Here is a 9,536-nt window from a genome sequence, read left to right as displayed (position 1 = left end):
GGGGGAGAAAGCGGCAGCCGTCGGCTACCGCTTTCTCCCCCCTCCTAATGATTATCATTATCTATTATGGGATGTTTTATTTTTTGGAAGTCCCTAATATGAATGTGGAGGCTGGAGTTAGTTTAGGTAGTTCAACCGCCGAAAACATTGATTTTGATGGCTGGTTCTTCAGTATTAATTACAATTTGCAATTAGGTCGATTTTGATCAGAGACGCGATTAATCGCGTCTGTACAGGAGTTAGGAGTAGAGACGCGATTAATCGCGTCTGTTTAGATTTTTTCTTCAGTCTAAGAGAATGTTTGTCAAGTCTCAATTCATACTAATCCTGGCAACTTCTAGTCGCACGCCAGTTGCTCATGAGTAGCCAGTGCGCTGGCTTGGCTATACATACAAAACCCACTTGCAAAAGTATAGAAACCCTTGATTTTTTCTTATTCCACGGAGGTGGACAATGTAGTGTAGTAGCGACTTCTAGTCGCTTTTTAGATTTCTCACTCGTAACTCCTAACTATAAATAAGAAATCCAATCACTCCAGCTACCAGCATAAAGTTTACCCTTGCTAATGCCAGCTAATTCTAAAGAAAGTAAATTCACACAAGCAGTAACACCAGAACCGCAATATACTAAGATTTCTTCAGCTGTTGCTAGCTTTTCCCACCGACGGCGTTGTTCTGGTTGAGGAATTACGTAGCTGGAAGAGTCTGTAACTTCGTGCCAGGGATAGTTAACTGCACCAGGGATATGTCCAGCAATTTTATCAATTGACTCTTGTTCTCCTCGGTAGCGATCGCTTTCTCTTGAATCTACCAATACTACCTCGTGGCTGTCTTTGCGGTTTTTCACCGCTGTAATATCTACCACTTTTTCTGTTTGTACTTGAGCTACAAACGTACCTATCTGGGTGTGAGGAACGACATTTGTAACAGGATATCCAGCTTTTTGCCATCCAGCAAAGCCTCCATCCAGTACTGCTACTTGCTCATGTCCGAGATAGCGCAATAGCCACCATAGACGAGCCGCAAAGGCAAAGCGCGAATCATCATAAGCTACAACTAAACTTTTTCGGTAATTTATCCCAATTGCAGCAAATTTGTTAGCTATATCATTGGGGTTAGGTAAAGGATGTCTCCCGCCATGCTTACCTATTGGACTGGAAAGATCACGATTCAAATCTAGGTAATATGACCCTTCTATATGACTTGTCTGGTACTGTTGTTGTCCTAGTTGTGGATCAGCTAGAGAAAAGCGACAATCCACAATAACGACTTGCGGATCTTCTAGATGTTCAAACAGCCAAACTGGTGAAACAATAAATTGAGGATTGGGCATAGGGCACTTGTACTGAGCGGCGTCTAAGTATTGGTCATTATTCAGTTTTTTTATAAGATGTCAGACTTAGAGAATTTTACACCCAAGTTAACAGCAGATGGTTCCTTCACCTTTGTCTCTCAAGAGTTTGGTGAATCCTTTCACAGCCATTATGGAGCTAGGCAGGAGAGTTTTTTCAAGTTTGTTGAACCGACTCAACTGGCTACAGCCGCTCAAAAACCAGTCTTGCGGCTGTTGGATATTTGTTATGGTCTAGGATATAACACAGCTGCTGCTTTGCAGACAATTTGGGCAGTGAATCCCAGTTGTTGTGTTGAAGTAATCGGCTTAGAACTCAATCCAGCAGTGCCACAAGCTGCGATCGCTCATCACTTGTTCGACAATTGGAGCTGTAACTATATTGAAATTTTGAAAGAGCTAGCTTCTAAGCATCAAGTGCAAACACCTTGCCTGAAAGCGAAGCTACTAATTGGCGATGCTAGAACTACGATAACGCTAGTACGTCAGTCGGGTTTCTGGGCAGATGCAATTTTCCTTGATCCCTTTTCACCACCACAGTGTCCTCAATTATGGACTGTTGAATTTATTAAACAGCTGTCATTGTGTTTACATCCAGATGGTTTATTAGCCACCTATTCTTGTTCTGCTGCTGTACGCACAGCACTTTTATCTGCTGGCTTGGTGGTAGGTTCTACCCCACCCGTGGGAAGGCGATCGCCTGGTACTGTGGCAGGTCATTCTGGGAGTGCTGAGTCTAAAGACCACTCAGTAGTTAGTACTCAGCACGGGCTAAACCATAGCTATCCGCTAACAGCACTTACTACCCTGTCACAAGCTGAAAAAGAACACTTGTTAACCCGTGCTGCCATTGCTTATCGCGATCCTCAATTGAGCGATCCAACCGAAGTCATAGTGAGACGGCGACAAGAAGAGCAACAAGCCTCTTCACTCGAACCTACTTCCCGTTGGCGAAAAAGGTGGCTATTGGGAACACAAAGCAGGGATTTTATCGGGACTAGTTTCTAGTTAGGAAGCGATATCTACCACGGGCGTAGCTGCGGCAACTACAGACCTCATCCCTAGTCCTTAATTCCAGACAAATTATCTATATTTTCCAATAATTCTGATTTCCTTTTCAGATTACTCACGCAATGAGTTTTTACGAGCCAAATAAATTAAATTTGTGATAGTATCTAATTTTACATGCTTTTTAAGAGTATTTGAGTGTTGCTAGAACTGAGTAACTAAAAACATATATACTTAATGTTACCATCAAAGCTTCCAACTCAAAACCCGATATCTTGATATAAAGCGAGTAATGACAGTGCTTTCTGACGTTACCATGTTAAAAAATCTCCGTAAAAAACCTGATTTAGGATTTGTGCGAATTTATAAGACTGCAATTAAAAGCAAAACAAAAAATTTGACAACAAGATACCCCTTGTTCGTAACATAAAAGATACATACTGTGAAAAACTCAGATAGGCAGCTTGATATAATCCATAATCTCTATGGGACCTCTGGCTCGGATACAGTTGAATATTAAATTTGTTTTTGAAATGTGACACTGTTAACTTGTGCAAATAACTGGAGTGCCTTTGTGATTCAATGGAAACCCAACCATACAGGCTTTACAGAACAAATTGTTAGTGGATTAAACCCCATTAGCAGAGTGAAGAGTATCGGTTCAAATCATGCCGTAGGATCGCCAAATAATGTGGAAGCTTATTCTTTAGGCTTATCTCAAGAAGACCTTATGCTTGAAGATAACGGAGCAGTGTCTTCTTGGATGAAAGCTGATGTTAATTGTGATGATGATTCATTAGTCTCTAGAACAGTACAAGCCAAAGGTTCTAAAGTGAGTGGGTTTGATTTAGATCCGCCGAAGGTTTTAGTAGTTGACGATCATGCCGCCAGTCGGATGACTGCTGTTGCCCTTTTGGGGATGGAAGGATACGAAGTAATTGAGGCAGACAGTGGTTACATTGTTGTCGGATTGGTAACTCAAAAACAACCAGATTTGATTTTGCTGGATGTGATGATGCCAGGAATGGATGGATTTGAAGTATGCCAATTGCTCAAACAGGATGAGCAGACTAGGCTAATTCCAGTGATTTTTATTACAGCGTTAAATGACAGGCGATCGCGCATTCGGGGAATTGAAGTTGGAGCAGATGATTTTCTCACCAAACCCTTTGATCGTGTGGAACTAGCGGCGCGTGTAAAGTCTTTGGTGCGGCAGAAGCGTCTGAACGAAGATTTAGACCATGCTGAACAAGTACTATTTTCCATTGCCATGTCGATTGAAAGTCGCGATCCAAATACGGGCGACCATTGTGAACGCTTGGTGAAATTGGGACAAGTTTTTGGTGAATACCTCAATCTCTCACGCTACCAAATTCGAGATTTGATGTGGGCTGGTTATCTCCACGATATCGGCAAGGTGGGTATTCCCGATGCAGTTCTGCTGAAAAAAGGCAAATTCACCCCCGAAGATTGGCAGATCATGCAGCAGCACGTTTTGATAGGGGAAAAAATCTGCCAGCCACTACGCAGTATGCGGGGTGTAATTCCAATTATTCGTCATCACCATGAACGCTGGGATGGCTCAGGCTACTGTGATGGACTCAAGGGGGATGATATTCCCCACCTGGCGCAAGTATTTCAGTTAATTGATATTTACGATGCTTTGACCAGCGAACGACCTTATAAAAAAGCTTTTACTTCAGCAGAAGCACTTTTAGTGATGCAAGAAGAAGCTGATTCCGGTTGGCGTAATCCCAAACTAATGCAGCAGTTTGCCGAGTTTATTAGCTTTGGTCATGAAAAAGAGTAGAGAGTAGGGAGTAAGGGATAATGATTTGTAGCTGCTGTAATGAGCGCGAATTGGTATTATAATCTCCGCCTTTTACGAAAGTAGTTATTTTGACTCCTTTTATATTTCACTCTTCTATGATTTGCTGGTATAATTTGAGGCTAAATCTTAAAGTACCAACAGAATTAATCATAATTTCACGCTGATAGCTAATTATGGTAGTTGTAGCAATTCTAGCGGCGGGACGCGGCACACGGATGAAATCACGCTTACCCAAGGTTTTACATTCTTTGGGTGGGCGATCGCTAGTTGAGAGAGTTCTCGAAAGTGTAGAACCACTTTCGCCCTCACGGCGAATCGTGATTGTGGGGTATCAGTCCGACGAAGTGCAAGCCGCCATGCATTCAATTAAGAGCTTGGAGTTTGTCGAACAGACTGTGCAACTGGGAACAGGTCATGCCATCCAGCAATTACTTCCTCACTTGAAAGACTACACTGGGGATTTGCTGATACTTAACGGCGATTTACCGTTGATACGCAGCGAAACCCTCAAGCAGATGTTACAAACTCACGCCCGAAATCAAAACGCCGCGACTATTCTCACCTCACACCTACCCGACCCCACGGGCTACGGGCGAGTTTTTTGTAACGATGAAAATATTGTGCAGCAAATGGTCGAACACAAGGATTGTACTGCTGCTCAAAGACAAAATCAGCGGATTAACGCTGGAGTTTACTGCTTCGGCTGGCAAGATTTGGCAAAGGTGCTGCCCCATCTACAGACAAACAATGCCCAAAAAGAATACTATCTCACTGATGCTGTGACTCAGGTCGGACAAGTGATGGCAGTGGATGTGGAAGATTACCAAGAAATTCTTGGCATTAATGATCGCCTGCAACTGGCAACAGCATCTGAAATTTTGCAAAAACGAGTCAAGGAGAAATGGATGCTGGCGGGTGTCACCCTCATCGACCCTACAAGCATCACTATTGATGAAACAGTGGAATTACAGGCAGATGTAATTATTGAACCCCAAACTCACCTGCGGGGAAATACGGTGATTCAAACAGGAAGTCACATTGGACCGGGAAGTTTAATTGAAAATAGTCAATTGAGTGAAAATGTCACGGTGCAGTATTCAGTAGTAACAGATAGCACCGTGCAGGCAGGAAGCCGAATTGGCCCCTATGCTCATTTGCGCGGTCAGGTACAAGTGGGTGCTGGTTGCCGCGTGGGGAATTTTGTGGAATTGAAAAATACGCAATTAGGCGATCGCACGAATGCAGCACATTTGTCGTATATAGGTGATAGCGTTGTCGGTAATCAAGTGAATATTGGTGCCGGTACAATTACTGCCAATTATGACGGCGTGAAGAAACACCGTACCAAAATAGGCGATCGGACAAAAACGGGTTCCAATAGCGTTTTAGTGGCTCCACTCACCTTGGGAGATGATGTCTACGTCGCAGCTGGTTCCACTGTTACAGAAGATGTGCCTGATGATTCTCTAGTGATTGCCCGTAGTCGTCAGGTTGTGAAACCAGCTTGGCGAAGGAAAAGTGTTGAAAATGAAACCACAGATCAACACAAATAATTCATCGGTGTTAATCGCAGTTTATCTGTGGTCTTAGACAATAAACCAGGATTTTTGCAAGATGTCTAATCTAGCTAGATTAGTAGTGAAGCCAAAATCTCAACATATAACATGGAAGAACTGCTAGAACTGAGGCAACTTCTAGAACAAGGCAAAGTCCATGAGGCACTGCTGTTGGTTGATGAGTTAGAAGAAATGAGCCTCAGTGACAAAATTAATAAAATTGATAGTTATGGTGTGATTCTTCTCATCCATTTAATTAAACAAAAGGCTGAAAAACGTTCTACTCGCTCTTGGGATGTTTCCATAGAAAATACGGTGCGGGAAATCAACAAAATAAACAAACGCCGCAAATCCGGTGGTTTTTACTTGAATCAAGCAGAATTAATCGATATTCTGCAACAAGGATATCAAGTGGCACTGAAAAGAGCGGCGCTAGAAGCCTTTGAGGGGCGTTATGAAGCCCAAGAATTAGCCGCAATGGTTGACTGGCAAGAAACTTTAGCCGAAGCGCTAGAACTGATTCAGCAATAGCCGATCAGTTCGTCGCCAGTCCATTCCAAAGTGTCACCAATTTTTTCGCCGTCGTGGTAGGCGGCGAGTAAGATTTCGCTAGTTTTGCCCCAAGCGATCGCTCCACTCACATCTAAGGCGATCGCTCCCAAATCCCGCTTGTTCTGGTGGGCTTCTTTAAAGGATCGCTGCATGGCCTCCTTCAGGGACATACCATCAGTGACACGCACTACAATCCGTGGGGCTAAACACTCATCGATGATATCTTCGCCAATGCCAGTACAGCTAACACCAGCATGACTAGTAGCATAATTACCTGCTGGCATCGCAGAATCACTTACCCTGCCAATCCGCTCAAAGCCTTTACCACCAGTAGAAGTACCAGCAGCTAGTCTACTAGATGCATCTAAAGCTACTATACCGATGGTGCCGCGTCCAGCATTACTGGTTTCTACCAATTCGGGTTCTGCTACCACGCCAGCCATTGCGCTTTTAAAATTATCCTGGCGCTCTTGTATCCACTCTTGTAACCGCAAATCAGTTAAAGCGTTATAGCTGGGAAGTTGCATTTCCCGCGCCAACTCAGCCGATCCGAAATCTGATAGCACTCGGTCTGGGGAGTTTTGTAAAAATTGTGCCAACTCAATCGGATTTTTCACCCGCGAGATATTAATCACACCACTAAATCGCCCTGATGCACCATCCATCAAAGAAGCACTCATGCGGATTTGCCCATCAGATTGTAGTACTGAACCAGTACCAGCATTAAAGCGGGGGTTATCTTCGAGCATTTGGCAACCCTGCACCACCGCCTCAGAGGCAGCTGCTCCGCATAATAGTAGAGAATAAACTTCTTCTATTACTGTATGGAGCGATCGGCGTACCGCCTCCAATCCGCCTTTACCGTGGAGAGAACTACCAGCCCCCCCATGAATAATTAATTTAGGTTGCACCTGTGACTCCATTAATCTCTTGCGCTATTTGCGTCTGTGTTGCGGTTAGTTTCATTTTGAGCTTCAGAACGGCGACGACGACAACGTTCTGAGCAGTATTTCACATCGTCCCAGCAATCTTGCCACTTTTTACGCCATGTGAAAGGACGTTGACATACCGGACAGATTTTTGTAGGTAGGTCAGATTTTGAACGAACACGTCCCATATAAATACTGTGTAGATAAGAATTTAATTTCTGAGTGAGATGGAAAATAATTATAACCAGTTTGCTAAGAAGGAAGGATACTTTCGCCGAACAAATGTGTTGTCAATCTATCTTTAGACTTATTTTTTAACTACTTGTCTGGAAATACAAAACTATGGGCAGATGGTTCAACTCTTAAAGTAAGTCTGTAAATTTTTCCAGAAAGAGTTTTCGTAGCATTGTCAAAGAAAAAGAGAAGCACTGAAGCCCTCTGTCAATGGCTCCTGCCTCCTACCTGATTCAATACATATAAGAAAACATTAAGAAGTAAGATTGTAAGTAGGTAGGCACGAATAAACGTAACTATGCAAGGAAATGTAAACTCACTAAAATCATTGCGATTGCAACTCTTAAAGACCAAGGCGTAGCTTGCTTTTCCGTAGGAGTGCGTTTCACTCGCAATCACATACTTATAAGTAATAGAAAAGTACTATGCGGACTTACTAAATAGCGACTGGTGGAATAATCTAACTGAAATACCTAAATTTACGTAGTACATATATTGTATAAGTCTTAAAACTTTAAACTAGAAAAGTAAGCAAGTTTTGGTCTGTTAAGTGACTAGTACCGCAAAGCGGAAGCCAAAAATCAAAAGAAAGACAGCGTAAACGTTTCGGTGATTTTAAATGGGTTGTTTATTTCCGCCGCGCTGTACTATTAGGAGCCAATAAGCTGTGAGGCACTTCGGTAATAACCGCAGTCTTTTTTGAAATATGAATCAACTTGCTATCAACTTGCTATTTTCACGTACATATATACATACAATAGAAGATACAAAACACCTCAAGGAGGGCAATTATGAAAATAAATGCTCAAAGTATCACCTCTTTTATACCAATTAAAGGCTGGGTACGCATAGAGAAACTAGTGCAAAATATGGCATTTTTTCCGATCAAGCGATCGCAATATTGGACTAGAGCTACTCGTTTTTTTCGTACCCTAGTAGCAACTGTTGCTATTTTGCTCGTAGTCCTAATCTATGCAACCCCTAAAGCTTTGGCTTCAGACCACCAGGACACAACCTTTCTTGCCACTCAACTCACTGCTGCGGATCTCACAGATTTGTTTGTGTTTGAAAGTCCCACAGACCCCAACAATGTTGTCCTTGTAATGGATTTCGACCCTCTCATTGTTTCTGGTGAAATGAGACCATTCGATCCAAATGTTCTTTATCAATTCAATATTGATAACACTGGTGACAGTGTTGAAGATATCGTACTTCAATTCAAAATAAATGGCACAGGTTCAAACCAAACTGTCACAGTCAGCCGCCCAACTTCTCCAATCCAAGTAGGAACAAGGTCAACTTTGCTTCCAGTAAGTACGACAGTGCCACTCAACCAAACATTCTCTATTAACGGCATTAACCCCACGAAGTTCTTTGTTGGCACACGCAAAGACCCGTTCTTTTTCGATTTAGAACAGTTCTTCAAAATCATCCCGGATCGGAACTATAGCCTTCAACCTAATCCCAGTCCTCCCTTCCAAGTTCTTTCCTTTAGACCACCTGGACAAGCACAAGATACCCTAGCCCCATTCAATGTCCACTCAATTATTGTCGAGCTACCCAGGCAAGAGCTTGGTAGTGGCAAGATTGGTGTTTGGATAACAACTAGTGTTGAAACTCCTAGATTCAGAAATCAGAATTTTGCTCAGATTGAGCGGTTAGCAGTTCCAGCCTTGAATGAACTTTTTATGGACTTTCAAGCTCATAATAATAGTAATATTCAGACACCAACCCAAGACGCTAGCAATCAATCCCAATTTATTCGAGCCTTTGTGAATGCGATTGGTAGACCTCAAGGTATAGCTGATGCAGTTATTTCAGTGGCGATTCCGGATGTTATCCAAGCTGACCTTTCCAAACCTAGCGGTAGTTATTTTGGGACTCAGTTAGGCAACAATTTTGGTGGTAGAAGACCAAAAGATGACGTAATCGATGTCACAGCATCTGTTGTCTTTGGTAATGCAGTTACAGGGATTACTACAGGCGAAATTCCGGGGCTGACTAGCGATAATGTTGGGCCTAATGATGCCAACTTTCTTCCTACCTTCCCTTATTTAGGTAATCCTTTGTAAGGTT

At 42.8% G+C, this 9,536-nt stretch carries 9 protein-coding genes; 6 read left to right on the top strand and 3 right to left on the bottom strand.

The window, feature by feature from the left end:
* Positions 1-206: hypothetical protein (locus tag V7K46_RS01315; protein WP_335110283.1), on the top strand; the 206-nt coding region annotated here is incomplete at its 5' end.
* 304 nt (positions 207-510) lie between these two features.
* Here V7K46_RS01315 and V7K46_RS01310 read toward each other — a convergent pair.
* Positions 511-1,332: a sulfurtransferase gene (locus V7K46_RS01310; RefSeq protein WP_335110281.1), complete on the bottom strand. Its 822-nt coding sequence runs from the start codon at positions 1,330-1,332 to the stop codon at positions 511-513.
* A gap of 57 nt (positions 1,333-1,389) precedes the next feature.
* Here V7K46_RS01310 and V7K46_RS01305 point away from each other — a divergent pair, with 57 nt between their 5' ends.
* The 4 genes from V7K46_RS01305 (at position 1,390) to V7K46_RS01290 (ending at position 6,276) form a co-directional block, all read left to right on the top strand.
* Positions 1,390-2,358, top strand: a complete 969-nt coding sequence (locus V7K46_RS01305) for a tRNA (5-methylaminomethyl-2-thiouridine)(34)-methyltransferase MnmD (protein ID WP_335110279.1) — start codon at positions 1,390-1,392, stop codon at positions 2,356-2,358.
* A 574-nt stretch (positions 2,359-2,932) separates the two neighbouring features.
* Positions 2,933-4,168 (top strand): two-component system response regulator, encoded by a 1,236-nt coding sequence (locus tag V7K46_RS01300; RefSeq protein WP_335110304.1) that lies wholly within the window; start codon positions 2,933-2,935, stop codon positions 4,166-4,168.
* Positions 4,169-4,362: 194 nt separating this feature from the next.
* On the top strand, positions 4,363-5,742 hold the full coding sequence (gene glmU / locus V7K46_RS01295; RefSeq protein ID WP_335110277.1) for a bifunctional UDP-N-acetylglucosamine diphosphorylase/glucosamine-1-phosphate N-acetyltransferase GlmU: 1,380 nt from the start codon (positions 4,363-4,365) through the stop codon (positions 5,740-5,742).
* Between the two features lie 111 nt (positions 5,743-5,853).
* Positions 5,854-6,276 carry a DUF29 family protein gene (locus V7K46_RS01290; RefSeq protein ID WP_335110275.1) on the top strand — a complete coding sequence of 141 codons (423 nt, stop codon included), beginning with the start codon at positions 5,854-5,856 and terminating at the stop codon, positions 6,274-6,276.
* On the opposite strand, the gene V7K46_RS01285 is transcribed toward V7K46_RS01290, so the two are convergent.
* Together V7K46_RS01285 and V7K46_RS01280 are read right to left on the bottom strand one after the other, a co-directional pair.
* Positions 6,267-7,220, bottom strand: coding sequence for an isoaspartyl peptidase/L-asparaginase (locus V7K46_RS01285; RefSeq protein ID WP_335110273.1), 954 nt, complete (start codon positions 7,218-7,220; stop codon positions 6,267-6,269). The two genes, V7K46_RS01290 and V7K46_RS01285, sit on opposite strands and share 10 nt — an antisense overlap.
* Positions 7,220-7,414: a DUF2256 domain-containing protein gene (locus tag V7K46_RS01280; protein ID WP_094350216.1), complete on the bottom strand. Its 195-nt coding sequence runs from the start codon at positions 7,412-7,414 to the stop codon at positions 7,220-7,222. The genes V7K46_RS01285 and V7K46_RS01280 overlap by 1 nt, the downstream gene beginning before the upstream one ends.
* A gap of 837 nt (positions 7,415-8,251) precedes the next feature.
* Here V7K46_RS01280 and V7K46_RS01275 point away from each other — a divergent pair.
* Positions 8,252-9,532 (top strand): DUF4331 domain-containing protein, encoded by a 1,281-nt coding sequence (locus V7K46_RS01275; RefSeq protein ID WP_335110271.1) that lies wholly within the window; start codon positions 8,252-8,254, stop codon positions 9,530-9,532.
* Positions 9,533-9,536 lie beyond the last annotated feature (4 nt).

The sequence above is a fragment of the Nostoc sp. genome (assembly GCF_036917395.1).
GTDB lineage: Bacteria > Cyanobacteriota > Cyanobacteriia > Cyanobacteriales > Nostocaceae > Nostoc.
Note: the sequence above shows the minus strand (reverse complement) of the source record. Positions and strands in the feature narration are given on the sequence as shown.